This window comes from Streptomyces sp. Y2F8-2 (genome assembly GCF_014905555.1).
In the GTDB taxonomy this organism is placed as follows: Bacteria; Actinomycetota; Actinomycetes; order Streptomycetales; family Streptomycetaceae; genus Streptomyces; species Streptomyces cynarae.
In genome coordinates this window covers 274,093-296,178 of the sequence record NZ_BNGS01000005.1, presented here as the reverse complement: position 1 = coordinate 296,178, position 22,086 = coordinate 274,093, and the positions used below count along the sequence as shown (strand labels likewise).

Annotated in this window: 20 protein-coding genes, 1 tRNA gene and 1 riboswitch; of the genes, 8 read left to right on the top strand and 13 right to left on the bottom strand. The window is 71.5% G+C overall.

Translation table 11 applies throughout. The features are described from left to right. Window positions 1–5 precede the first annotated feature (5 nt). From gndA to SY2F82_RS18985, 9 genes are all read right to left on the bottom strand, one after another. Entirely contained in the window at window positions 6–1,448 is a 1,443-nt protein-coding gene (gene gndA / locus SY2F82_RS19025; RefSeq protein ID WP_200420293.1) for an NADP-dependent phosphogluconate dehydrogenase, read from the bottom strand. Window positions 1,449–1,603: 155 nt separating this feature from the next. Then, window positions 1,604–2,860, bottom strand: a complete 1,257-nt coding sequence (locus SY2F82_RS19020) for an arsenic transporter (protein ID WP_200420585.1) — start codon at window positions 2,858–2,860, stop codon at window positions 1,604–1,606. A gap of 111 nt (window positions 2,861–2,971) precedes the next feature. Beyond that, entirely contained in the window at window positions 2,972–3,769 is a 798-nt protein-coding gene (thiD, locus tag SY2F82_RS19015) for a bifunctional hydroxymethylpyrimidine kinase/phosphomethylpyrimidine kinase (protein WP_200420292.1), read from the bottom strand. Next, window positions 3,766–5,184, bottom strand: coding sequence for a cytosine permease (locus SY2F82_RS19010; protein WP_200420291.1), 1,419 nt, complete (start codon window positions 5,182–5,184; stop codon window positions 3,766–3,768). Before SY2F82_RS19010 ends, thiD begins: the two co-directional genes overlap by 4 nt. Next, a riboswitch (TPP riboswitch) is annotated at window positions 5,176–5,270 on the bottom strand. It overlaps the preceding gene by 9 nt. A 91-nt stretch (window positions 5,271–5,361) precedes the next feature. After that, entirely contained in the window at window positions 5,362–6,693 is a 1,332-nt protein-coding gene (locus tag SY2F82_RS19005; RefSeq protein WP_200420290.1) for a jacalin-like lectin, read from the bottom strand. Between the two features lie 232 nt (window positions 6,694–6,925). Then, window positions 6,926–7,582, bottom strand: a complete 657-nt coding sequence (locus SY2F82_RS19000; protein WP_200420289.1) for an endonuclease — start codon at window positions 7,580–7,582, stop codon at window positions 6,926–6,928. A 7-nt stretch (window positions 7,583–7,589) separates the two neighbouring features. After that, the gene (locus tag SY2F82_RS18995) at window positions 7,590–7,928 is read right to left on the bottom strand and encodes a DUF3140 domain-containing protein (RefSeq protein WP_200420288.1); all 339 of its coding nucleotides are present in this window, start codon (window positions 7,926–7,928) and stop codon (window positions 7,590–7,592) included. 43 nt (window positions 7,929–7,971) lie between these two features. Continuing rightward, entirely contained in the window at window positions 7,972–8,454 is a 483-nt protein-coding gene (locus SY2F82_RS18990; protein WP_200420287.1) for a Dps family protein, read from the bottom strand. Continuing rightward, window positions 8,451–8,708 carry a WhiB family transcriptional regulator gene (locus SY2F82_RS18985; RefSeq protein ID WP_200420286.1) on the bottom strand — a complete coding sequence of 86 codons (258 nt, stop codon included), beginning with the start codon at window positions 8,706–8,708 and terminating at the stop codon, window positions 8,451–8,453. The genes SY2F82_RS18990 and SY2F82_RS18985 overlap by 4 nt, the downstream gene beginning before the upstream one ends. Before the next feature lie 182 nt (window positions 8,709–8,890). On the opposite strand from SY2F82_RS18985, the gene SY2F82_RS18980 reads away from it, so the two are divergent. Both SY2F82_RS18980 and SY2F82_RS18975 read left to right on the top strand, forming a co-directional pair. After that, complete coding sequence (locus SY2F82_RS18980) at window positions 8,891–10,084, top strand: thiolase family protein (RefSeq protein WP_200420285.1); 1,194 nt, start codon at window positions 8,891–8,893, stop codon at window positions 10,082–10,084. Window positions 10,085–10,193: 109 nt separating this feature from the next. Next, the gene (locus SY2F82_RS18975) at window positions 10,194–10,967 is read left to right on the top strand and encodes a sulfite exporter TauE/SafE family protein (protein ID WP_200420284.1); all 774 of its coding nucleotides are present in this window, start codon (window positions 10,194–10,196) and stop codon (window positions 10,965–10,967) included. Window positions 10,968–11,003: 36 nt separating this feature from the next. Here the strand turns inward: SY2F82_RS18975 and SY2F82_RS18970 are convergent, their stop codons facing one another. Beyond that, the gene (locus tag SY2F82_RS18970) at window positions 11,004–11,783 is read right to left on the bottom strand and encodes an HAD-IIA family hydrolase (protein ID WP_200420584.1); all 780 of its coding nucleotides are present in this window, start codon (window positions 11,781–11,783) and stop codon (window positions 11,004–11,006) included. 103 nt (window positions 11,784–11,886) lie between these two features. Between SY2F82_RS18970 and SY2F82_RS18965 the strand changes: the two genes are divergently transcribed. Beyond that, window positions 11,887–12,633 carry a cobalt-precorrin-6A reductase gene (locus tag SY2F82_RS18965; protein WP_200420283.1) on the top strand — a complete coding sequence of 249 codons (747 nt, stop codon included), beginning with the start codon at window positions 11,887–11,889 and terminating at the stop codon, window positions 12,631–12,633. A gap of 60 nt (window positions 12,634–12,693) precedes the next feature. Here the strand turns inward: SY2F82_RS18965 and cobF are convergent, their stop codons facing one another. Both cobF and SY2F82_RS18955 read right to left on the bottom strand, forming a co-directional pair. After that, window positions 12,694–13,464 carry a precorrin-6A synthase (deacetylating) gene (cobF, locus tag SY2F82_RS18960; protein ID WP_200420282.1) on the bottom strand — a complete coding sequence of 257 codons (771 nt, stop codon included), beginning with the start codon at window positions 13,462–13,464 and terminating at the stop codon, window positions 12,694–12,696. A gap of 47 nt (window positions 13,465–13,511) precedes the next feature. After that, window positions 13,512–14,036 carry a DUF309 domain-containing protein gene (locus SY2F82_RS18955; RefSeq protein WP_200420281.1) on the bottom strand — a complete coding sequence of 175 codons (525 nt, stop codon included), beginning with the start codon at window positions 14,034–14,036 and terminating at the stop codon, window positions 13,512–13,514. A 99-nt stretch (window positions 14,037–14,135) separates the two neighbouring features. Here SY2F82_RS18955 and SY2F82_RS18950 point away from each other — a divergent pair. Next, window positions 14,136–14,209: transfer RNA gene (locus SY2F82_RS18950), tRNA-Pro, on the top strand. A 244-nt stretch (window positions 14,210–14,453) separates the two neighbouring features. On the opposite strand, the gene SY2F82_RS18945 is transcribed toward SY2F82_RS18950, so the two are convergent. Further along, complete coding sequence (locus SY2F82_RS18945; protein WP_236041622.1) at window positions 14,454–15,950, bottom strand: arabinofuranosidase catalytic domain-containing protein; 1,497 nt, start codon at window positions 15,948–15,950, stop codon at window positions 14,454–14,456. Window positions 15,951–16,635: 685 nt separating this feature from the next. On the opposite strand from SY2F82_RS18945, the gene SY2F82_RS18940 reads away from it, so the two are divergent. The 4 genes from SY2F82_RS18940 (at window position 16,636) to SY2F82_RS18925 (ending at window position 21,868) form a co-directional block, all read left to right on the top strand. After that, on the top strand, window positions 16,636–17,667 hold the full coding sequence (locus tag SY2F82_RS18940) for a LacI family DNA-binding transcriptional regulator (protein ID WP_236041621.1): 1,032 nt from the start codon (window positions 16,636–16,638) through the stop codon (window positions 17,665–17,667). A 450-nt stretch (window positions 17,668–18,117) separates the two neighbouring features. Continuing rightward, window positions 18,118–19,269, top strand: coding sequence for a substrate-binding domain-containing protein (locus SY2F82_RS18935; RefSeq protein WP_200420280.1), 1,152 nt, complete (start codon window positions 18,118–18,120; stop codon window positions 19,267–19,269). Between the two features lie 2 nt (window positions 19,270–19,271). Continuing rightward, a complete protein-coding gene (locus tag SY2F82_RS18930) occupies window positions 19,272–20,852 on the top strand; it encodes a sugar ABC transporter ATP-binding protein (RefSeq protein WP_200420279.1) in 1,581 nt (526 codons plus the stop codon). Beyond that, window positions 20,849–21,868 (top strand): ABC transporter permease, encoded by a 1,020-nt coding sequence (locus SY2F82_RS18925; protein ID WP_200420278.1) that lies wholly within the window; start codon window positions 20,849–20,851, stop codon window positions 21,866–21,868. The genes SY2F82_RS18930 and SY2F82_RS18925 overlap by 4 nt, the downstream gene beginning before the upstream one ends. Window positions 21,869–22,086 lie beyond the last annotated feature (218 nt).

Sequence of the window (22,086 nt, the reverse complement as noted above, 5' to 3'; positions counted from 1 at the left end):
CGGTCTCAGATGACCTCCGTCTCCGTGCGGCCCGGCGTGCCCCAGAGGGTGTGGTAGCTGCCCTCGCGGTCGACGCGCCGGTAGGTGTGGGCGCCGAAGTAGTCACGCTGGCCCTGGGTGAGCGCGGCCGGCAGACGGTCGGCGCGCAGGGAGTCGTAGTACGACAGCGCGGCGGAGAACGCGGGCACCGGCACGCCCCGACGGGCCGCGGTGGCGATCACCTCGCGCCACGGCACCTGCGCCTCGGCGATCTCCGAGGCGAAACCGGCGTCCGACAGCAGGCTGACCAGGCGCGGATCGGCCGCGTAGGCGGCACGTATGCGGTCCAGGAAGGCGGCGCGGATGATGCAGCCGCCGCGCCAGATCCTGGCGACGGCTCCCAGGTCGATCTTCCAGCCGAACTCCTTGGCCGCGTCCAGGATCATCTTCCAGCCCTGGTCGTAGGCGATCAGCTTGGAGGCGTACAGGGCCTGCTCCACCTGCGCGGTGAAGCGCTCGGCCTCGTACGGGGTCAGGTCCCAGTTCGTGCCGCCGGGCAACCCCCGGTACGCGGCGCGCAGCGCGGACTGGCCGGAGGCGGCGCGGGCGAAGGTGGCCTGGGCGATCGCGGTCACCGGGGAGCCCAGTTCCAGCGCGGTCTGCACGGTCCAGCGCCCGGTGCCCTTCTGCCCGGCCGCGTCGGCGACGACGTCGACGAACGGCCTGCCGGTCGCCGCGTCCACATGGGACAGCACCTCCGCCGTGATCCCGATCAGATACGAGTCCAGGCGCCCCTTGTTCCACTGGCGGAAGATCTCCGCGATCGTGGCGGGGGAGAAGCCGGCCACCTGGCGCAGCAGGTCGTAGGCCTCGCCGATCAGCTGCATGTCGGCGTACTCGATGCCGTTGTGGACCATCTTGACGAAGTGCCCGGCGCCGTCGATGCCGACATGGGTCGCGCACGGTTCCCCGTCCACCTTGGCGCTGATCTTCTCGAACATCGGGCCGAGTGCGGCGTACGACTCCGGTGAGCCGCCGGGCATGATGCTCGGACCGTTGAGCGCCCCCTCCTCGCCGCCGGAGACGCCCACGCCGACGAAGTGGATGCCACGCTCGCGCAGCGCCCGCTCACGGCGCCGGGTGTCGGCGAAGTGCGCGTTGCCCCCGTCGATGATCATGTCGCCGGGTTCCAGGAGCGGGGCGAACTCCTCGATCACGGCATCGGTCGCCGCCCCCGCCTGCACCATGATCATCAGGCGGCGGGGCCGCTCCAGCGCCGCCACGAACTCCTCGGCCGTCTCGGCGGCCACGAACGTGCCCTCGTGCCCGAAGTCCTCGATCAGCGCCTTCGTCCTGGCCGGGGTGCGGTTGTGCACGGCGACGGTGTACCCGTTGCGCGCGAAGTTCCGGGCCAGGTTGCGGCCCATCACCGCGAGCCCGGTGACGCCGATCTGCGCGGTCGCCTGCATGCTGTGCTCCTTGGGTCCGGATCCGCCGCCCCCGCACGTGGGCGGGCGCGGCGGATGTCGCTCGGTACGGCTCGTACCGCCGTACCGATGTACGGACGACGGGGCGGGAGTTGCTCACCGCCCGGGAGCCGGAACGCGCGGGACCTGGAGCAGCCTCACGTCCCGACGACGTGGAGGGACGCCCACAGCGCCACCACCGCGCCCGCCAGCGCGGTCGGCACGGCGATCGCGCCGAGGCGCGTGAACTCCTTGAGGTCGACGCCGTGGTCGTGCTGGTGGACGATCCGGCGCCACAGCAGCGTGGCCAGCGAACCGGCGTAGGTGAGGTTGGGGCCGATGTTCACGCCGAGCAGGACGGCGAGCACCGCTCCGGGACCGGACGGGGCGGCCAGCGGCAGCAGCACCAGCACCGCCGGCAGATTGTTGATCAGGTTGGCCAGCACGGCCGCCAGGGCCGCGACCCCGAGCAGCGCGGGCAGGCCGGTGCCACCGGGGATCACCTGGCCGAGAGCGCTCGCGAGGCCGTTGTCGACGACCGCGCGCACCACGACGCCCAGCGCCAGGACGAACGCCAGGAAGGACGGCGCCGCCGCACGCACCACGGTCAGCGGGGTGGCCCGGCGCCGGAGGAGTCCGCGCACGGCCAGCACCAGCGCCCCGGCCGCCGCCGACCACGCCGGGTCAACGCCGAACGCGGAGGCCACCACGAACCCCGCCAGCGTGCACGCGACCGTCACCAGCGCGAACAGCGGCAGCCTCGGCGGCTCACCGTGGTCCTCGTCGGTGGCTCCCGCCCCCAGGTCGTGGCGGAAGAAACGCCGGAAGACGGCGTACTCGGCGGCCACCGCCACCAGCCACGGCAGAACCATCAGCGCGGCGAAACGGGTGAAGCTCAGCCCGGCCGCACCGAACGCGAGCAGGTTGGTGAGATTGGAGACCGGCAGCAGCAGCGAGGCCGTGTTCGACAGATGGGTGCAGGCGTACAGATGCGGCTTCGGGCGGGCGCCCATGCGGGCCGCGGTGGCGAACACGACGGGCGTGAGCAGCACGACGGTGGCGTCCAGACTGAGCACCGCGGTGATCAGCGAGGCGAGGGCGAACACGGCGGTCAGCAGCCGCCCGGGACGGCCCGCCGCCCAGCGCGCCATCCACGCGCCGCAGGCCTGGAACAGCCCCTCGACGTCGCAGAAGTGGGCCAGCACCAGCACGGCCGCCAGAAAGCCGACCACCGGGCCCAGGCGCTCGGCCTCGGCCCGTGCGTGGTCCAGGGAGATGGCGCCGGTCAGGATGGCGATCCCGGCGGCCGGGACCGCCCAGACGGCCTCCGGCAGTTTGAAGGGACGCACCACCGCGCCGGCCAGGACGGCGACGAGGAGGACGACGGAGAGAGCCTCGGCGAGCGGGGTGTTCAGGGTTCGGTCCTTCCGCGCAAGGATCGGCGGTGCCCGTCCATCACATCAGATCCGCCTGTGACGCCTTGACCCGAGGCACCCCCGTGCAGGCGGGCTCCTCCCCGGCCACCGTCACGTGCGCGCACGCAGCCTCCAGCCGTGGTCCACCGGTCCGATGCCGGCGCCGAGCGCGAAGCCCGCCGCGATCGCCTCCGTGACGTACTCCTTGGCCTGCCGCACCGCCTCCGGCACGGTGAGGCCCTGCGCCAGACCGACCGCGACGGCCGAGGCGAGGGTGCAGCCCGTGCCGTGGGTGTGGCGGTTGTCGTGGCGCGGAGCGCGCAGCCAGTGCTCCTGCCGGCCGTCGGTGAGCAGGTCGGTGGCCTCGCCGGGCAGATGCCCGCCCTTCACGAGCACCCACCGGGGTCCGTAGGACAGCAGGCGGTCGGCCGCGCGGCGCATGCCCGCCTCGTCGGTCACCGTGATGCCGGTCAGCTCCGCGACCTCGTCCAGGTTCGGCGTGGTCACCGTGGCGAGCGGCAGCAGCCTGGTCCGTACGGCGTCCAGGGCGTCGTCGGCGAGCAGCCGGTCGCCGTGCTTGGAGACGCTCACCGGGTCCACGACGACCGGTGCCGGCACGTCCGTGAGCAGGTCGGCCACCGTCTGGACCAGCGCGGGCGAGGCGAGCATGCCCGTCTTGACCGCCTGTACGCCGATGTCGTCGACGACGCTGCGGTACTGGGCGCGCACCGCCTCCACGGGCAGCTCCCACGCTCCCTGCACTCCCACGGAGTTCTGCGCCGTGACCGCGGTGATCACGCTCATCCCGTGGGCGCCGAGCGCCAGCATGGTCTTCAGGTCGGCCTGGATCCCGGCGCCGCCGCCGGAGTCGGAGCCGGCGATGGTCAGGACGCGGGGCGGCGCGGTCATGCGCGGCCCTCCTCTCGGACGCGCACGCGACTCTCCTCTCGGACGCGCAGCGGGGCGTAGAGCGCGAGCGCGACCAGGAACGCCACGTAGTAGGAGACGTCGGCGCCGTGCAGCGCGTGGGCGGCCGGGCCCACGTACAGCCCGGTGTCCATGAACGGCACGGCCGCGGCGAAGGCGCCGACGAACGCCAGCAGCGGCGGCCAGACGCGGTGCGGCCAGGTGGTCCCGGCGGCGAGGTCGACCGCGGTGCCGCGCCGTGCGAGCCAGTCGACGACCACGATCGCCACGAACCCGGGGATCCAGTAGCTCACGAACAGCAGCACGTTCTGGAAGCGGGCGGTGGTGTTCGCCGCGTGCATCCACAGCACCAGCGGGAAGCCCAGCACCACCGCGAGGGCGGCGGCCAGCGGACGCGGCAGGCGCACCCCGACGGTCTGCAACGCCAAGGAGCCGCTGTAGTCGTTCATCGCGTTGCTGGCGAGCGCCGCCAGCGCCACGGCCAGCAGCCCGAAGGCACCGGCCGCGCCGCCGCCCAGCACATGGTCCACGCCCGCGGCCGTCTGGTCGGTCAGCACCGAGGCGCCCCACAGCCCGAGGACCTGCACGGCCACGAAGGACACCACGAGCCCGAGCAACGTGCACCAGAACATCCGGGACCGGGAGGTGCCGCGCGGCAGATAGCGGCTGAAGTCGCTGGCGTACGGCGCCCAGGACAGCGACAGGCTGAGCGCGATGGTGCTGGTCAGCACGAAGGCGCCCACCCGGTCGGCGCCGTGCGCGGTGCCCGTCCAGGCGGGGTGCACGCTGCCCGCCATGCGCAGGGCGATCAGTGCGAAGGCGGCCGCCAGCACGAACGTCATGACGAGCTGCAGCCGGTGGATCGCCTCGTAGCCGAGGACCCCGAGGGCTCCTTGGGCGAGCATCACGACCAGGACGCCCAGCCAGAACGGCCAGCCGGCGAGCCGGGCCAGCGCATCGCCGCCGAACAGCCCGATCAGCGCGTCCCAGGCGATCGAGGACAGCCACTGCAGCACCCCGGGCAGCACCACCGCGCGCCCGAACGCCAGCCGGGCGAGCGGCAACTGGCCGGCTCCGGTGCGGCTGCCCCAGGTGCTCAGGTACGCGGTGGGCACCGCGCCCAGCACGATGCCGAGGACGACGGCGGCGAGCGCGGTGGTGAAGTCCAGGCCGAGCGCGATGCCGATGGTCCCGGTGAACACGCCGGTCATGGTCAGATTGGGGGCGAACCACACGGTGAACAGCCGGCCCGCCCCGCCGTAACGATTCGTCTCGGGGACCGGCTCGATGCCGTGGCCCTCGACCCTGAGGTCGCCGGGAGCGGCGGGCATCCGCCCGTCGAAGACGGTGCTCCGGCCGCCCGTGGGCAGCCCGCCCGAGACATGCGCCGATGGCATGAAAGACATCCCTCCGCCAGTACGAACTGGTTCAGGTTCGACGGGTGTGATCTCAGCCCTCAGACGGGGCACCCCGTGTCCGGTACGGCGGCAAGACTAACCCGAGGACGGCAACCAGCCGTACGCGAGGGCCGCTGCCGGGTCGGTCAGCGGCCCTCGATGTGTCGTCGTGGCGCGTCAGCGCCGGGTGTAGATGAAGCCGATCTTGTCGACCTCGTCACCTGAGCGCCCGTGGAACCCCGCGATCTGCCAGCCGGAGGGCGCCGTACGGGTCACGCAGTCGGACGTCGTGGTGCCGCCCGCCAGGCTGCGGCCGAGGTTCGTCGTGAACTTCGCGGAGAAGATCCTCGTGTGGCCGTCGTACTGGCCCTCGCAGAGCTGCGCGCTCGTCACGTACTCGTCGCTGCCCAGTGTCAGCGAGGACGCCGTGCCGCCCATGCCGCCGTGGGCGAGCGTGGAGCCGCCCGTCAGCGTCACGCCGACCTGGTCGACACGGGAGCCGCTGCGCAGCGAGATGCCGGTCGCCCGGGCGCCTGCCGGGACGCTGTCGATGTCGTCGTAGTAGTCGCCGTGCGGCCCGCCGAACTGGTCGCTGAGCTGGAAGGCGGAGTTGCGCGCCCAGCTGAACGTCGCGGTGATCGGGTCGTGGTCGGAGAGCATCCTGCCGTCGTCGGTGAGGAACCCGGCGTGCTCGTTGTTGTACGCGGTGGCGCCCAGTGAGACCAGTTTGCTGCCCCGGTAGAGGATCTTGTCGACGACCTCGCAGCTGTTGGTGACCGCGTTCTCGTCGCAGAGCAGCGGGTCGCTGCCCTTGGCGGGCGGGGTGCCGCCGCGCACCAGCTTGACCCAGGCGTCGGTGAGGCCGTTCGCAGCGGCGAACTCGGCGATCGTGTCACCCGAGCGCGTGTAGCGGGTGTTGGTGTCGCCCATGACGACGACCGCGTTGCCCGTGGAGTGGGTCCTGATGAAGTCCGTCAGCTGGTTGAGGTTGTCCGCCCGTGAGGCCAGATCGCCGTCGTTCGTCCCGGCGTTGGTGTGCAGGTTGTAGAAGTCGACGTAGACGCCCTCGGCCAGGCGTTCCCGCATGAACGTGAATCCCTTGGGGGTGAGGCAGTCGCCCGAGTCGTACTGGCAGGAGTTCCAGTGCACGCGCTCGAAGTCGTCGGTGTCGTACGGGATTGCGGACAGCGTGTTGAGTCCGCTGCCGACGCCGGCGCCGCCGCTGGTGGGCGTGCGGTACGGGTGGGAGTCCGCGGCGTACAGGTACGCGTGGTAGTTGAAGTCCTCCTGGACCTGGACGACGTCGTACGGGCCGAGGCGTGAGCCGATCGTCGTGGTGCTCGACTGGCGCGGTGTCGGGGCGCTGGAGATGCCCTCGGGGAGACCGGCGACGTTGTAGCTGAGCACGCGGAACGTGCCCGAGTCGGCCGCCGCGGCGGCGGGCGCGGTGACCGTGAGTCCGCCGAGCGCCGCGGCGGCCGCCGCGAGGGTGGCGAGGAGTCTGCGCATGGGGAACGGCTCCTGGGGGGTGACGGAAGGAAGTGTTGCGCGCATGTCAAAAACTAGCCGGGGCGAGTCTGTGGGGGAATGCGCTTTCTCCGCTCCCGGTGAAGATTTCACCTGCCGGTCGTCGCGGTGTCGGTGACGCCGAGGCGCCGCTGTCCGGTGCGGGAAGGCCCGCGGCCGGCGCGCGCGGGGCGGGCGGTACTGCGTCCTCGGGGCGCCCGCCCCGAGCCCGCCCTCACGCCGCGTGCTCCCGCACCTCTTCCGCCAGCTTCTTGTCGAGCGCAGCGCGTACCAACGCCGCTGCCAGGACCGCCGGTTCGGTGTCCTTCGCCAGCTCCAGCAGCTTCTCCGGGTCCTTCGGCAGCCCCAGACGCTCCGCACCCGACAGTGCCTTCGCGTCCAGGTAGGGGGCCACCTCGGGCCATACGCGCTGCACCTCGCGCAGGAAGATGTCCGCGCCGGCCGGTCCGATCCCCGGTACCTCCTGCAACAGCCGGCGCAGGGCGGAGACGTCGCCGTCGGCCTCTTTCCGCAGCCGTCGCAAATCTCCGCCCCAACGCTCCGTCAGCAGCACGGCACCGTCGCCCAGTTGGGTCGCCGTCCGCTCGTCGTATCGCCGGTAGCCGCCCCGCCCCAGCGCGTCGACCCGCTCCTGCCAGTTGGCCTGCGCCATGTGGCGCGGGTCCTTCAGGCCCGCCTCCTGAAGCGCCCGCACCGTGGCCAGGGCGATCGAGGAGCGGATGCGGGCGCTGAGCAGCAGGGCCATCAACAGCAGCCGGTACAGCGGCTGCGGGGCGTCCTCGAGCCGGATCCCCGCCTCCTCGGCGTAGGTCTGCCCGTGCTCGCCGACGAGTTCCCCGATCACCTCGGCGGCTCTGTCGTCCCGGCCCATGGCGGCCTCACCGTGACGCCTTGAGCGGGTCGTGCCCCAGCGTCATGAGCCGGTGGCGCCGGTGCTCGTCCTCGGCCTCCGGCTCGTTCTCCACGTCCACCTCGGAGGTGACCGTGTCCACCACCTTGCGCATCACCCGGACGTCGTCGTCGGTGAGATCGGTGCGCCGCTTCTGCAGGATCGACAGGACGTGCCGCCCGGTGGGCGTGCCCGCCTCCTCCGGCAGCGGCTCGCTCTCCTCGTCGGCGTCCCGGACCCGCAGCCAGGCCGCCAGTTCCTGGGAGGTCATGTTCACCACCCGGTGGAAGTCCTCCCACAGCGCGTCCATCTCCAGGGCGTCGGTCATGGCGTACTCCTCTCCACCCTCGACGGTCGGGTTCCGTTCGGTCTCACTCCTCGCGCGGCCAGTTCTCTGCCTCGAACATCCAGCGCTGCTTCTCCAGCTCCGCGGTGATCCCGATCAGCAGGTCCTGGGTGACGGGATCCGCCTCCGCGGTGGCGTCGATCCGCTGGCGCAGCCGCCCGATCGCCGCTTCCAGCGACTCCACCATCAGGCCCACGACCTCGGTGTCCCGCAGCCAGCCCTCCTTCGTGCCGGGCAGGCCGTAGGCGGACGCGATGGTCTCCGGGCGGCCGTCCGGCGGCACGCCGAGCGCGGACGCGCGCTCGGCCACCGTGTCGGCGTACGAGCGTGCCGTGCCGACCACCTCGTCGAGCTGGAGGTGGATCGAACGGAACCTGGGTCCGACGATGTTCCAGTGGGCCTGCTTCCCGATCAGGGACAGCCCGAGCAGATCCACCAGGGTCTCCTGCAGGGCCTCCCCGGTGACCCGGCGTGCGGGTTCGGGCAGCGTGCTGTGCACCACGGTCATCGCGCGCTTCTCCTTGTCGGTCGCTCTCTTGTGGCACGGAGCAGTTCGGCACGCTCCTGCTCGCCGGTGCCGCCCCACACGCCCGTCGTCTGCCCGCTGCCCAATGCCCAGTCCAGGCACTCGCCCATGACGGGGCAGCGGCGGCAGACGCGCTTGGCGGCGGCGGTCTCCTCGACGGCGGGTCCCGCCGTCCCGACGGGGAAGAACAGCTCGGGGTCCTCGCCCACGCACGCCGCTTGCCGCAACCACTCCATGCGCGCCCGGGTCCCCAGGACCGATCAGGTGAAACCCGACGGGAGCGCACCCCCTTTCCTGCATCCACCGGTGAGCTTCCCGGCGATCGTCCGGCGGTCTATAGTTCAAAACCAGCGATGCAAAACTAGCGATGCTAATTAACTGCTCCGCTCCATCGCCGATGCCGATCAGGAGTCCCGTCGTGCGTACCGTCCACTTCGCGGCAGCCCGCCGCACCCCCATCGGCAGGCTGCGCGGCGCACTGTCCACCGTGCGGCCCGACGACCTCGCGGCCACCGTGATCCGCGGCCTGGTCGCGGACGTGCCCGCGCTCGACCCCGCCCGCATCGACGACGTCTACTGGGGCGCCGCCAACCAGGCCGGCGAGGACAACCGCAACGTCGCCCGCATGGCCGCCCTCCTCGCCGGCCTGCCCGAGTCCGTCCCGGGAGCCACGGTCAACCGGCTGTGCGCCTCCGGCCTGGAGGCGGTGACGACGGCCGCCCGCGCCATCGCCGCGGGCGAGGCCGACATCGTGCTCGCAGGTGGCTCGGAATCCATGAGCCGCGCCCCCTTCGTACTGCCCCGCCCCGACGAGGCGCTGCCGCAGCGCATCGAGACCGCCGACACCCGCCTCGGCTGGCGGCTGGTCAACCCGGAGATGAAGGACCTGCACGGCCTGCTCTCCATGGGGGAGACCGCCGAGGAGGTCGCCGAGCGGTACGGCGTCCCGCGCGAACGCCAGGACCACTTCGCGCTGCGCAGCCACCGGCGGGCGGCCGAGGCCCGCAAGAACGGGCTCTTCGACGCCGAACTCCTGCCCGTGACCCGGCCCGACGGTGTCGTCGTCACCGCCGACGAAGGCGTCCGCGAGGACACGTCGTACGAGAAACTCGCCCGCCTCAAGCCGGTGTTCCGCGAGGGCGGCACCGTCACCGCGGGCAACGCCTCGCCCATGAACGACGGCGCCGCCGGCCTCCTCCTCGTCAGCGAGGAGGTCCTCGACGAGCTGGGCCTCGACTCCCTCGGCCGGTACGTGGCCGGGGCCTCGGCCGGCGTGCACCCGGACGTCATGGGCATCGGCCCCGTCCCCGCCACCGAGAAGGCCCTGGCACGGGTGGGCTGGACGATCGGCGACGTCCAGGAGGCCGAGCTCAACGAGGCGTTCGCCGCCCAGGCCCTCGCCTGCGCCGACCGGCTCGGCCTCGACCCGGAGCTGGTCAACCCGACCGGCGGCGCCATCGCCCTCGGGCACCCGCTCGGCTGCTCGGGCGCCCGCATCCTGACCACCCTCCTGCACCGCATGCGCCGCACCGGCGCCGCCCGAGGGCTCGCGACGATGTGCGTGGGCGTGGGGCAGGGCAGCGCGGTGCTCGTCGAGCGTCCGCCTGTGTAGGAGAAGCGGGGGGGCGGGCAGGGTTGTTCAGGGCGCCGCCTCATCGGAGGCCCATCTGGCGAGACGCCCCTGACGTGGCCAGATGCGTGGGCATAGCATCGGTCCCCGCATGAACACGATGACGCTCTGGGACATATCGCCGTGGGGGTTCGCCGCGCTGGCCGCCGCCGCGCTGCTCGTCGGCTTCTCCAAGACCGCCGTGAGCGGCGCCAACACGGTCAGCCTCGCCGTGTTCGCCGCCGTCCTGCCCGCCCGGGCCTCGACCGGCGTCCTGCTGCCGATCCTGATCGTCGGTGACGTCCTCGCCGTCCTCACCTACCGCCGCCACGCCCACTGGCCCACCCTGTGGCGCCTGTTCCCGGCGGTCGCCGCGGGCGTCGTCGTCGGCACGCTGTTCCTGGTGTGGGCCGACGACGCGGTCGTACGGACCTCGATCGGCGCGATCCTGCTGCTGATGGCGGCGGTCACGGTGTGGCGCCGCCGACATGCCGACCGGGACGACGAACCCGACGCGGTGACCACACGCGCCGGCCGCATCAAGGCCCGCTCCTACGGTGTGCTCGGCGGCTTCACCACGATGGTGGCGAACGCCGGCGGCCCCGTGATGTCGATGTACCTGCTCTCCGCCGGCTTCCGCAAACTGGGCTTCCTCGGCACCTCGGCCTTCTTCTTCCTGATCGTCAACGTCTCCAAGGTGCCCTTCAGCGCCGGCCTCGGCCTGATCGACGGCCGCTCCCTGCTGCTGGACGCGGCGCTCGCGGTGTTCGTGCTGCCGGGCGCCGCCATCGGCAGGTGGGCGGTGAACCGGATCAACCAGCGCCTGTTCGAGCAGCTGGTGATCACGGCGACCGTGGTGGGCGCCCTCCAGCTCCTGCTGCGCTGAGCTGACGGAGCCCCTCCAGCTCCTGCCGCGCTTGAGCTATCGGAGCAGTGCGGGCAGGTCCGCGAAGGAGTCCAGGACGTGGTGGGGCTCGCCGCCGGCGTCCCGGTGGGTCTGCGGCAGATACTTGCCGGTCCTCACGAGGACTCCGGTGAGCCCGGCGCGCTGGGCCGCGAGCACATCGGACTCGATGTCGTCGCCCACCATGAGCGCCTGGCCGGCAGCCACCCCGAGACGGGTCAGCGCGGCCTCGAAGAAGGCGGGCGACGGCTTTCCGGTGACCTCGGCCTCCATGTGCGCGGCCTTCTCCAGGCCGAGCAGGAACGCCCCCGAGTCCAGCTGCAGCCCCCGGTCGGTGCGCCAGTACAGGTTGCGGTGCATGGCGACCAGCCGCGCGCCCTGCTGAAGGTGGCCGAAGGCCCGGTTGAGCGCCGCGTAGTCGAACTCCGGACCGGCGCCACCGAGGACCACCACGTCCGGGACGGTGTCCTCGTCGTCGACGAGAAGGACGTCCGCCAGGTCCTCCCGGATGTCACCGCTGGTGAGCAGCGAGCACCGCGCACCGGGGCAGTGCTCGGCGAGGTACGCGGCGGTGACGGCGGGCGCGGTGAGGATGTCCTCGGCGGCCACGGGGAAGCCGGCCGCGGACAGGGTCTCGGCGATCGAGGCACGGGTGCGGGACGTCGTGTTGGTGACGAGGGCGACCGCGTATCCGGACTCACGGATGTGCCGCAGCGCGTCGACCGTGCCCGGCAGCGGCCGCCACGAGACGGTGAGGACCCCGTCGATGTCGATGAGGACGGCACGCACTGCGTCGATGTCGGGCATGCCAGGACGATAACGAGCACGGTGCCGGGTGGCCGTACGGCATGCGGGAAGGTTCCTGCACACCGTGCTCCGAGGCAGCCGTACCCTCGTCGTCATGTCCCCGCACGTCCTGATCCTCGGCGGCACCACCGAGGCACGCGAACTCGCCGCGGTGCTGGCGTCCCGTCCCGGCGTCCGCGTGACCACGTCCCTGGCCGGACGGGTGTCCCGGCCGGGGACCGTCGACGGCGACGTACGCGTCGGGGGCTTCGGCGGCGCGGAGGGGCTGGCCGCCTGGCTGCGTGAGCACCGCGTGGACGCCGTGGTCGACGCCACGCACCCGTTCGCCGCGGGCATCACGGCCAACACGGCACGCGCCGCCGCGGCCACCGGCGTCCCCGCCGTGGTGCTCCGCAGACCCGGCTGGAGCGCCGGCCCCGGCGACCGCTGGCACGAGGCGACCTCGCTCACCGGCGCGGCGGACCGTCTGCCGCGGCTCGGCCGGCGCGTCTTCCTCACCATCGGCCGAGGGGGCCTCGCCGCCTTCGCGCACCTGACCGACCTGCACTTCCTCCTGCGGTCGGTGGACCCGCCCGAGCCGCCCGTGCCACCGCACACGCGGGTACTGCTGGCGCGCGGCCCGTTCACGGTCGAGGACGAGACGGTGCTCCTGCGCGAGCACCGCATCGACGTGCTCGTCACCAAGGACAGCGGGGGAGAGGCGACCGCCGCGAAGCTGACGGCCGCCCGGGAACTCGGCCTGCCGGTCGTCGTCGTACGCCGCCCCCCGCTGCCGCAGGGCGTGACGGCGGTGCCCGACGTGGCGGGCGTGCTGGCCCGGCTGGGGCTCAGCGGGTCCTGACGACGGCGCGGGCACGGTCGGCACCCGGGTCTCCGCGCGGTCCACAGCCCACCCGCCCCACTACTCCCGGGGACGCCTGCGCAGCAGATACGTGTCCATGATCCAGCCCTTGCGCTCCCGCGCCTCGGCGCGCAGCCGCTCGATGCGCTCGGCCGTCTGAGCGAGGGGACCGGAGACGAGTATCTCGTCCGGCGTGCCGATGTACGCGCCCCAGTAGATGTCGATGTCCTGGTCCGCGTACTTCCGGAACGCCTGGTGTGCGTCCAGCATCACCACCACGTCGTCGACCCCCTCCGGGAAGCCCTCCGCCAGGCGGCGGCCGGTGGTGATCTGCACCGGACCGGCGACCCTGTTCAGACCCGTGCGGTGCTTCGCGACCAGCGCCGAGACGCTGCTGACGCCCGGCACGACCTCGTACGAGAACGTCACCGCGCCCCGCTCGAGGACCTCCTGGAGGATCCCGAGGGTGCTGTCGTACAGCGCGGGGTCGCCCCACACCAGGAACGCGCCGCTCTCGTCGTCGCCCAGCTCCTCGGCGATGAGCCGCTCGTAGATCCCGGCGCGCGCCGAGCGCCAGTCGCCGACCGCGGGGGAGTAGGCGGCACCGCCCGCGGCCCGGTCCCGCTCGGGATCGCGCGCCTCGACCAGGCGGTACGACCCCTCGGGCAGGTGTGCCTCGAGGATGTCACGGCGCAGCTGCACCAGGTCGGACTTCACCTCGCCCTTGTCGAGGAGGAAGAACACGTCCGTGCTCTTCAGCGCCTTGACCGCCTGCAGGGTCAGCTGGTCGGGGTCGCCCGCCCCGATGCCGATGACATGAATCTTTCGCACGCCCCGAGTCTGCCGTACGCCACCGACAGTCCCCGCGGCCCGCCCCCCTACGACCGCGCCCCACGCAGCAGGGGCGCCCACGCCCGCGCGTCGACGGTCGCCGCGTCCCGCTCCACCGCCGCCGCCAACTCCCGGGCCCAACCGACCAGCCCGGTCACCTCAAGCCCGTACGGCCGGTCCCGTCCCGTTGCCGACGCCCACGCCTCGACGGCCCCGGCGCCGCGCCGGAGCAGCCGGGCGCCCCCGGTCACATTGCCCCGGGCCGCGTGCGTGAGACCGACCGCCAGTTGCGCGAGCCCGCGCCACAGGGCCCGCTCCTCCTCGGGGCCCGACTTCCAGGCGTCCTCGAAGACCTCGTGCGCATGGAACGGCTTTCCGGCGTCCAGCAGCGCCTGCGCCTCGGTGACGGTCTCCTCCGGGGTGCGCACGACGCCCTCCGGCTGGCGTGCCACGCCCTCCGCCCCGTACGGCAGCGGCCGTCCCAGCCCGTCCCGCGGCCGCGCGTTGCGGGCCCGCCCCTCCGTGTCCCGGTCGCGCCCCCGGCCCGCCCGAACTCCCGATGCGTCGCTCATACCCCGATTGTCCCGCCTCGCCGACCCCTTTCGGGGCAGGGCCCGTCGTGGGGTAAAGTTCTGTCCGCGTGATCACGCGGGACACCGCGGGAGCCGCACCGGGACGTGGCGCAGCTTGGTAGCGCACTTGACTGGGGGTCAAGGGGTCGCAGGTTCAAATCCTGTCGTCCCGACAGTGTGATGTCTCTGGACATCGGAAACCCTCGAACCTGCGGGTTCGGGGGTTTCGTCGTGTTCTCGGTGGGGTGCTGGGGCTGATCGTCGCGGGTGAGCTGTCCGGGCGTACGGCCCCACTCGCCCGCCGCTGGTCCTTGCCGCTGGGGCTCCGGACCTGCCGCCCCCGTGCGGTGCCGTCGGACAGGCCGATGGCCCGCCTGGGGGAGGGGCGGCGGGCCATCGGTTCTGCGGTCGGCTAGGTCAGGGTGCGATGTCCCACTGCTGGCAGCCGTTGTCCAGCTGCGCCCACTGGCGGACGGCCGTGCCGTTGCTCGTGCCGCAGTTCGCCACGTCCAGCGTCATGCCGCTGTTGACGTTGGTGATCGTGTAGTGGCTGCCGGCCGGGGTGACGTCCCACTCCTGGCAGGTGTTGCCGAGTGACGACCAGAGTTGCACGGCGGTGCCGTTGTTGATGCCGCAGTTCTTGTCGTCGAGGACCGTGCCGCTGTTGATGTTGGTGATGGTGTAGTGGCCGTTGCCGGCGTTCGCGAACTTCCACTGCTGGCAGGTGTTGCCGAGCGAGGACCAGATGTCGATGGAGGTGCCGTTGGCGGTGCCGCAGTTCACGGCGTCCAGCACCTTGCCGCTGTTGGTGTTGGTCAGCCGGTAGGCGGTGCCGGTGACCGGGAAGGTCTGGGCGGCCTGGGTGTAGCCGACCGAGACGACGTTGGCCTGCACGGCGTTGTCGGCCGCGTCGGTCGGGTAGCCCGCGGTCATGACGCCCTCGAAGAACGACCCGTCGGACCAGTTGCTGTCGTCACCACCGGTACCGAGGACGATGGCGCCCTCCTGGTGCATCGGCATGTAGCCGGCGGTGGTCGGCAGGCTGCCGCTGTAGTCGGTCTTGAGAGTGCCGGACTGGGCGTTGCCGTCCTTGATCGCGTAGGTGCTGGTGCCGTTGTTCTTCAGCATCGCCGTGACGAACGTGCTGGAGTTGCCCGTGTTGTTGCCGTTGGTGCCGTTGCCGCCGGCGAACAGGCCGTTCTCCAGGTCCGCCATCACCCACGGGCCGGAGCCGGAGCAGGGTGAGAACCAGCACTCGGTGCCGAAGTTGATGGCGTCCATGTGACCGTTGCCGGTGTCGGTGCTGCTCGTTTCGGCGTTGCCGTAGTCGAAGCAGCAGTTGCCGTCGACGTGGTGGCCACCGGCGACCATGTAGGCGCCCTGTGCCTGGCTGCCGGTGGGGACGCCGTTGGTGCTGTTGTCGCGGTAGCCGACGCCGGCCTGGATGGAGACGCCGTAGACGTGCTGCCCGCCGGCCGTCACCGGCAGGGCGTTGGCGATGGCGCCGACGTCCTGCCCGCCGTTGCCGCCCGGGCCCTCGACGGTGAGGTTGTTGCCCTTGCCGCTCTGGTCGAAGATCTGGGTGATGATGCACTCGGTTCCGGCGCAGAAGGAGTCCTGGGCCGCGGCATTGGCGTAGCCACCGGCACTGAGTGTGTTGATGTTCATCATCGTGTTGTCGGAGAGGCGTTTGACCTGGTAAAGCCTGCCGCTGTACGAGGCGAACAGCGCCCGCGTGGTGCTGTGCGCGGCGACACAGGGCGTGCCCGCGGATGCGTAGATGTCGCACGGCAGGGACGAGGCGGCCTGGGCTGTGCCCGTGGTGGCGATGACCCCGCCCAGGATGCCGGCGACGAGTGCGAGAACCGCGCCCACCACCCTCAGCCGGAGACCTCTCAGGTGTCTGACGATCACTGTGAACCTCTTCCGTCTTGCGTTCTTCTCTGGCCCGGCGCCAGGTGCGCAGGGAGCAAGGGGGGGATCCGGTATGCGGTGATGTGCACATCCGGGGACTGCCGCCGGGGGTACGGCGTCGGCGCTGAACGCGGCCTCGCCACCCGTTCAGCAGGGGATTGTGGGCGCTAACAATCGAGGCTGTCGGATGCCGTCACTCATCCGAGCTCTAAGGGAAGGGGGGCAGGGGGATACGGCCGGAGTACGTGCTGCTCTGTTCGAGAGCCCACGTGCCGGGGTGACGCAGCAGGTCGGAACGGCAGACCGGTCGGGAGCTGGGGGCCGTACATGTGCCGTTCTCGCGCAGTCGGGGGGTGATCGACCGGTCTCGCGACTCCGTCTTTTTACGCTCGGATGAACAGGCGGTCAACACTGTTGAACAGTCAAGAGTGTGGAAACAGAAGCTGTGAACTTGGTTCGCTTCGGCGTGCGACCACGTGCCCAGTGGGGCTGCTGCGGAGTTTGACTTCGCAGCTCAGGTGGGTCCTGAAGGGTTTGACAACGCTGTCGGACAAGTCCGGGAGTGACCAGTTGGGGAGCCTTGACCCCGCCGAATTGTGTGCGCTAACAATTCCCCACGGCGCGCTGGCTCCCACCGGAGAAGCACCCGATCGGAAACATTCATGGCACGTGAGGAGGTGGAGGCATGGACGGGGATCGTGCACCGGTGATGGCGGACGTGGCCCGGATCGCGGGTGTCTCGCACCAGACCGTCTCGCGGGTCCTCAACGACCACCCGAATGTGCGACCCGCCACCCGGGAGCGGGTACTTGCCGCCGTCCGGGAACTCGGCTACCGCCCCAACGCCGCCGCCCGCACCCTGGCGACGCGCCGCACCCACACCCTGGGTGTGATCAGCTTCAACACCACGCTGTACGGGCCGGCTTGCATGCTCTACGGCATCGAGCAGGCGGCCAGACAGCACGAGTACTTCGTCACCGTGGCCGCGGTCGGCACGCTCGATCGGCGTTCGGTGCTGGACGCCGTCGACCGGCTCCGCGCTCAGGGCGTCGAGGGAATCATCGTCATCGCGCCGCAGACCGCAGCGGTCGGCGCACTGGCGAACGTACCGCCGGACGTGCCCCTGGTCGCGGTCGGCTGTGGCACCCACACCGAGCTGGCCTCGGTCGCCGTGGACAACGAGACGGGTGCCGAACTCGCCACCAACTACCTGCTCGACCTCGGCCATCGCACGGTGCACCACCTGCTCGGGCCGCGTTCCTGGCTCGACGCGCAGGAGCGCGAGGCCGGTTGGCGCAGCGCCCTGGAGAAGCGGGGTGCTCCGGTGACCGAACCACTGGCCGGTGCCGACTGGACGGCCCGCACCGGATACGAGCTCGGTCATCGAATCGCCGCCGACCCGGATGTCACCGCGGTGTTCTGCGCCAACGACCACATGGCCCTCGGCCTGCTGCGGGCCCTGCAACAGGCCGGGCGCCGGGTGCCCGAGGACATCAGCGTCGTCGGCTTCGACGACATGCCGGAGACCGAGTACTTCGGCCCGTCACTGACCAGCGTCCGCCAGGACTTCGACGAACTCGGCAGACGCGCCCTGCGTGCGCTGATCGAGATCGTCGGCGACCCCGACGCGGGGCTCCCGGCAGCCGCCGGGACACCGCACATCGTCATCCCGCCCACTCTTGTGGTGCGCACCTCGGCGACCCGCCCCCGACACTGAAAAAGGAAGTCCGACATGGGCTGCTCCCCGTTAGCGTGACCGCCGGCGATCCGGCTGTGGCCACACGCCACGTCATCAACTCCCCGATCAACAGGGCCCGTTGCGCGTGACCTGCCGGTCGCGGCAGCTTCACCCAGGCCACCGCCCCGAGCGGTCGGCCCCCAAGACCTGACTTACCGTCAGGCATTCCCGCACCGCCGTCCGCCCGCCCCGCCGCGATCATCACGGCCGGGCGCCCGACTCGGCGACAACCGCCCCCTCCGGCACCTACCGCTCCGGAGGGACCAGCACGCACCCCCGCATCCCCCCGCATCACCCCGCATCCCAGGCACCGGCATGCCTCGGCCGGTCCGCGGACGGGCCGTGACCCAGCCATCCCCGACCTGCCCACAGCCGCTCCCGGCCGTGGGATCTCCGACCCCGACACGCCTAGAAGGGCGCCGATCAACGATGTTCCGTACCAGAAGGTCCCGCACCGTTGCCGCCGCGACCGCGGTGCTCATCTCGCTCACCGCCGCCGCCTGCTCCAAGAACGCCGGCGGCTCCGACGCCTCCACCCCGGCCGCCTCCGGCTCGGCAGGCGCCGCGGCCCCGGTCGCGCTCGCCGGTTCGGTCACCTTCAACCAGGCGAACCTCGCCAAGCTCGACGCGGCGCTGAAGTCCGCGCTGGCCGGCAAGGACCTGTCCAAGGTCGACATCGCGATGGTCGTGAACGTGGCCGCCGACTACTGGAAGGCCGGTCAGGTCGGCTTCCTCAAGGGTTGCTCCGACCTCGGCCTCGCGAAGAGCAAGTGCACCTACTTCGCCCCGCCCAACGGCAAGTTGACGGAACAGAACTCGGAGCTGGAGACCCTTCGCTCGCAGGGCGTGACCGGCTACTCGATCTCGGCGATCGACCCGACCTCGGCCGCGGGGACCATCCACACCGACGTCCAGAAGGGCATCGACGTCCTCGCGATCGACTCGCCGCTGCCGGGCACCGACGCCGCCTCGCTCTACCTGGGCACACCGAACTACACCGCCGGATTCCAGGCGGGCACCGCGATGAAGCAGGTGCTGGGCGGCAAGGGCAAGGTGGCGATCCTGGTCGGCTCGCTCACCGCGTCGAACGCCACTCAGCGCATCCAGGGCTTCGAGGACGCGCTCAAGGGCACCCAGATCACGGTCGCGCAGAAGGTCAACGACAACCTGCAGGCCAGCACCGCCACCTCCGACGCGGAGACCATCCTCGCCAACAACCCCGACGTCAACGGCCTGTACGGGGTTTACTCCTACGACGGTCCCGCGCTGGCGCAGGCGGTGACCTCGGCCGGCAAGACTTCTTCGGTGCACATCGTGTCGGACGACTCCGACGCGCAGACGCTGAAGTTCATCCAGTCCGGCGTCATCTCCGGCACCGTGGTGCAGATGCCCTACCAGCAGGGCTACACCGGGGCGTACATCCTGGCCGCGGAGAAGGTGCTGGGCAAGGACCAGACGATGGCGATCGTCAAGCCCTACCTGGAGAAGGACGGCTCGACGCTGAGCTCCGGCGTGGGTCTGGTCACCAAGTCCGACCTGAGCGCGTACCAGTCCCTCGAGTCGCAGCTCGGGATCGGCTGAGCATGACGGCCACGAAGAACGCCCAGGGCCGCGCGATCACCGCGCGGCTGCGGGGGGTGCACAAGTCCTACGGGCCGGTGCGCGTCCTCGACCTGCCGGAGCTCGACCTCTACGCCGGGCAGGTGATCGGCGTGGTCGGCGAGAACGGCGCCGGGAAGTCCACGCTGATGGGCACACTCGCCGGCTCGGTCCACCGGGACGGCGGCGAGATCCTGATCGACGGCGAACCCCTCGTCCCGGGGTCAACCGAGGCGGCGGGACAACTCGGCATCGCCATGGTCTCCCAGGAGTTCCCCCTGGTCGGCCAGCTCTCGGTGGCGGAGAACCTGCTGCTGGGCCGCCGCCCGCGGCAGTCGAAGCGGCGGCTTCTGGTGGACCGTGCGGCGCAGCGGGCCGAGGCTGAGGCGATGCTGGCGGAGATCGGCCTGTCCGCCGAGACGATCCCGGTCAGCCGGGAGGTGCGCACCCTTCCGGTGCCGACCCGGCAGATGATCGAGATCGCCAAGGCCTGGGGCCGTGAGCCCAAGCTGCTGATCCTGGACGAGCCGACCTCCTCACTGGGCCCCGTCGAGGCCGAGATGGTGCTGGGCCTGGCCCGGCAACTGGCCGAACGCGGCGGCACGGTGCTGTTCATCGGGCACCGCCTGGACGAGGTGCGGGACATCAGTGACCGCGTCCTGGTGCTGCGCAACGGGCGGCTGGTGGCCGACCTCGAACCCGCGGAGGCCAGCGAGGAGCGGCTGATCCGGGAGATGGTCGGCGGAGAGGTCGCGCAGGGCGAGCCGAAGGCGCCGCCGGCGTCGAGCCCGATCCTGCTGCAGGTCGAGGGCCTGACCGCGGACGGTCTCGGACCGGTCGACCTGGAGGTGCGCGAGGGCGAGATCCTCGGCGTGGCCGGGCTGATGGGCTCGGGCCGCAGCCGTCTGGTCCACACGATCGCGGGCGCGCAGCCCTCGACGGGCGGCCGGATGCTGCTGGGCGGCGAGGCCTACCACCCGCGGGGCGCGGGTGACGGCGTGGCGGCCGGGATCGCGCTGATCCCCGAGGACCGCAAGGAACAGTCGCTGGTGCTGTTCGCGTCGATCCGGTCCAACGTCGTCGTCTCGGTGCTCAAGCGGATCAGTACTCGTGGCCTGCTCGGGCCGGGCCGGGAACGCGCCGAGGCGCGGAGGATCACCGAGAACGTCAACGTGCGGATGCAGTCGGTGGAGCAGCCGATCGGCTCGCTGTCCGGCGGCAACCAGCAGCGCGCCATCTTCGGCCGCGCCTTCGCCGCGCAGCCGCGCCTGCTGCTGCTCGACGAGCCGACCCGCGGCGTGGACGTCGGCGCGAAGGCGGAGATCTACCAACTGATCGACCGGGCGGCCCAGGAGGGCATGGGCGTGGTGGTCGCCTCCTCCGAACTGGAGGAACTGCTGTGGATCTGCCACCGCATCGCGGTGATGAACCACGGGCGGGTCGCCACCGTCATCGACCGGGTCGACGCCACCAAGGAACGGATCATGACGGCCGCGGCCGGAACGTCCGCCCTCACCCCGGAACTGCCCGACCAGGAACACCTCACGAACGGAGCCACAGCATGAGCGCGCAGAGCACGCTCGCCCCCGAGGAGGCCGCGCCGCAGTCGCGCCCGGCCATATCGAGCCTCGCCCGCAAGCTCGCCGCCTCCCCGGAGGCGGGCGTCATCATCGCCTGCGTGCTGGTGTTCGTCGGGATCGCGGCCAACGCGGACACCTACACCGCGGTGGGCAACCTCCAGGTGATGGGCCGCGACCTGGCGCAGGTCGGCATCCTGGCGATCGGCGAGTCGCTGGTCATCCTGACCGGTGGCATCGACCTGTCGGTGGGCGCGCTGGCCGGCCTGGCCGGCATCCTCGCCGCCTGGATGAACGTGAGCGAGGGCATGCCCGCGCCCCTCGCCATCCTGCTCACCCTGGTGATCACCGCCGGCGTCGGCCTCTGGCACGGCATCATGGTCACCCGCCTCAATGTGCCGCCCTTCGTGATCACCCTGGTCACCTACACCGTCGCGCAGGGCCTGGCGCTCGCCATCACCAGCGGCTCGCCCATCAACAACCTCGACCCGCTGTTCAGCAACCTGAGCCAGTACTACATCGGTGAAGTACCGGTCCCCGCACTGTTCTTCGTGGGAGCGGCCGCCATCGCGTGGTTCGTGCTGGAGCGCACCTACGTGGGCCGGCAGATCTACGCGGTCGGCGGCAACAAGGAAGCCGCCCGGCTGGCCGGCATCCCCACCGCCCGCCGGATCACGTCCACCTACGTCGCCAGCGCCGCGTTGGCCGGTGTGGTCGGCATCCTGGTGATCGGCCGCATGAATGTGGCCGACCCCTCGGTCGGCGCGGGCTGGGAACTGACGGCGATCGCCGCCGCGGTGGTCGGCGGGATGTCGCTCTCCGGTGGCGAGGGCCGTATCGCCGGCATCGCGGCCGGCGCGATCCTGCTGGAGTTCATCACCAACGGCCTGCTCGCGCTCAAGGTCAGCCCGTACGACCAGCAGGTGGTGCAGGGAGCGGTCCTAGGCGTGGCCATCCTTCTCGACCGGGTGCGCGCACGCTACTTCGGCAGGAGCCGGGGCTGAGCGCTCCGCTGGAGCGCAGTGCGAAAACCGGGGCCGTCCGTGGCCGGCCGCGCAGTTCCCCGCGTCTGTTCGGGACGCCGGCGCCCCCGCGGACTTCCACGGACCCGCTCAGCATGTCGGTCGACTCCGCCGATCCGGACGCAGGTGCCGCCTTGGTGTCTTCAGGAGATCGAACAGTGATCGATATATCGAATATCTCTGTGTGAGGGAGGCTGATC

Coding starts and splice junctions, on each gene's coding strand:
- thiD (WP_200420292.1), bottom strand. CDS start 3,769: ATGACCGCGCCGCCCCGCGTCCTGACCATCGCCGGCTCCGACTCCGGC.
- SY2F82_RS18965 (WP_200420283.1), top strand. CDS start 11,887: ATGTCCCCGCACGTCCTGATCCTCGGCGGCACCACCGAGGCACGCGAA.
- SY2F82_RS18935 (WP_200420280.1), top strand. CDS start 18,118: ATGTTCCGTACCAGAAGGTCCCGCACCGTTGCCGCCGCGACCGCGGTG.
- SY2F82_RS18975 (WP_200420284.1), top strand. CDS start 10,194: ATGAACACGATGACGCTCTGGGACATATCGCCGTGGGGGTTCGCCGCG.
- SY2F82_RS18925 (WP_200420278.1), top strand. CDS start 20,849: ATGAGCGCGCAGAGCACGCTCGCCCCCGAGGAGGCCGCGCCGCAGTCG.
- SY2F82_RS19000 (WP_200420289.1), bottom strand. CDS start 7,582: ATGGGCCGGGACGACAGAGCCGCCGAGGTGATCGGGGAACTCGTCGGC.
- SY2F82_RS19010 (WP_200420291.1), bottom strand. CDS start 5,184: ATGCCATCGGCGCATGTCTCGGGCGGGCTGCCCACGGGCGGCCGGAGC.
- gndA (WP_200420293.1), bottom strand. CDS start 1,448: ATGCAGGCGACCGCGCAGATCGGCGTCACCGGGCTCGCGGTGATGGGC.
- SY2F82_RS18930 (WP_200420279.1), top strand. CDS start 19,272: ATGACGGCCACGAAGAACGCCCAGGGCCGCGCGATCACCGCGCGGCTG.
- SY2F82_RS18985 (WP_200420286.1), bottom strand. CDS start 8,708: ATGGAGTGGTTGCGGCAAGCGGCGTGCGTGGGCGAGGACCCCGAGCTG.
- SY2F82_RS18995 (WP_200420288.1), bottom strand. CDS start 7,928: ATGACCGACGCCCTGGAGATGGACGCGCTGTGGGAGGACTTCCACCGG.
- SY2F82_RS18955 (WP_200420281.1), bottom strand. CDS start 14,036: ATGAGCGACGCATCGGGAGTTCGGGCGGGCCGGGGGCGCGACCGGGAC.
- SY2F82_RS18990 (WP_200420287.1), bottom strand. CDS start 8,454: ATGACCGTGGTGCACAGCACGCTGCCCGAACCCGCACGCCGGGTCACC.
- SY2F82_RS19005 (WP_200420290.1), bottom strand. CDS start 6,693: ATGCGCAGACTCCTCGCCACCCTCGCGGCGGCCGCCGCGGCGCTCGGC.
- SY2F82_RS18940 (WP_236041621.1), top strand. CDS start 16,636: ATGGACGGGGATCGTGCACCGGTGATGGCGGACGTGGCCCGGATCGCG.